2 protein-coding genes are annotated in these 1,024 nt (G+C 47.0%); one reads left to right on the top strand and one right to left on the bottom strand.

Annotated features, from left to right (window positions below):
* Positions 1–35: 35 nt before the first annotated feature.
* On the bottom strand, positions 36–233 hold the full coding sequence (gene cspD, locus ON063_RS14630) for a cold-shock protein CspD (RefSeq protein ID WP_012726946.1): 198 nt from the start codon (positions 231–233) through the stop codon (positions 36–38).
* A gap of 272 nt (positions 234–505) precedes the next feature.
* On the opposite strand from cspD, the gene ON063_RS14625 reads away from it, so the two are divergent.
* Entirely contained in the window at positions 506–1,000 is a 495-nt protein-coding gene (locus tag ON063_RS14625; RefSeq protein WP_214745974.1) for a competence protein ComK, read from the top strand.
* The last annotated feature ends 24 nt before the right edge of the window (positions 1,001–1,024 follow it).

Genomic DNA, 1,024 nt, shown 5'->3' with positions numbered 1-1,024 from the left:
CCGACTCCCGAGGGAGCCGGCTTCACGGTTTGAAATTATAATTTTACAACGTTAGCCGCTTGTGGGCCACGCTCGCCATCAACGATTTCAAACTCTACGTCTTGACCTTCGTCAAGTGATTTGTAGCCTTCAGATTGGATTGCTGAGAAGTGTACGAACACGTCTTTGCCGCCTTCTACTTCGATGAATCCAAAACCTTTTTCTGAGTTAAACCATTTTACTTTACCTACCATGTGTAAATCCATTCCTTTCACCATTGGAGAATACAGAGGGTTGTCCTCTACGGCTAATCTTACCACCTTCTTGTAAGCGTGACAAACACTTTCTCAAATATTTGTAAACGTTTCGTTATTTGGCTTTCATTGGAATTCTATTTCCCTACTTTTCATATTGTCTTGTTGAATTTACATTTTTTGTGATATATCATTGAAGGGATGATTTAGGTTTGTGCCGTTTGTCATTTAGCCGATCCTGAAAATCTAATACGAGGAGGATGGTGCAGCGTATGCGCTCCTACTATTCTGAGGAAAAATATCGCATCACAAAGCGAACCGTGGCGATTCTCCCTTGCTTTGACATTATGAAGCAGTCACGGATCATTCTCGAGGATGGCACCGAGATTTCAACCCCGCTCCGGCCGTACCAGTTGTTGCAACTTTCTTGCCGCCAGTACAACAGCTCGATCGAGGAACGAATCTTCATCGCCAAACGCGTCGCCGGCGTAAAAGGGAAAGTCCCTGTCGTGATCGAACCGACAACCGGACTCGTCTTCTTCCCGACGAAGTCTCCGAAGCGAGACGATTGTGAATGGTATGCCTGGTCCCATATTCGAGACATACTGAACATCGAGGAGGAGCCGAACGGCCTCGTCCTCACAAAAGATGGACATCAAATCCAGACGAACGCGACACCGTACGTCCTTCGGAACCAACTGAAAGCGACAGGAGAACTCGTCGCCCGGTTCCAACAATTGAATGCGAGCCCAGCGCTTGAATCATGACACGCCTTCCGTCGAAAAGACGGA

This window comes from Exiguobacterium sp. B2(2022), from assembly GCF_028823655.1.
GTDB classification, from domain to species: Bacteria; Bacillota; Bacilli; order Exiguobacteriales; family Exiguobacteriaceae; genus Exiguobacterium; species Exiguobacterium aestuarii_A.
The sequence above is the reverse complement of the archived record's forward strand: the minus strand, read 5'-3'. Positions and strand labels throughout refer to the sequence as shown.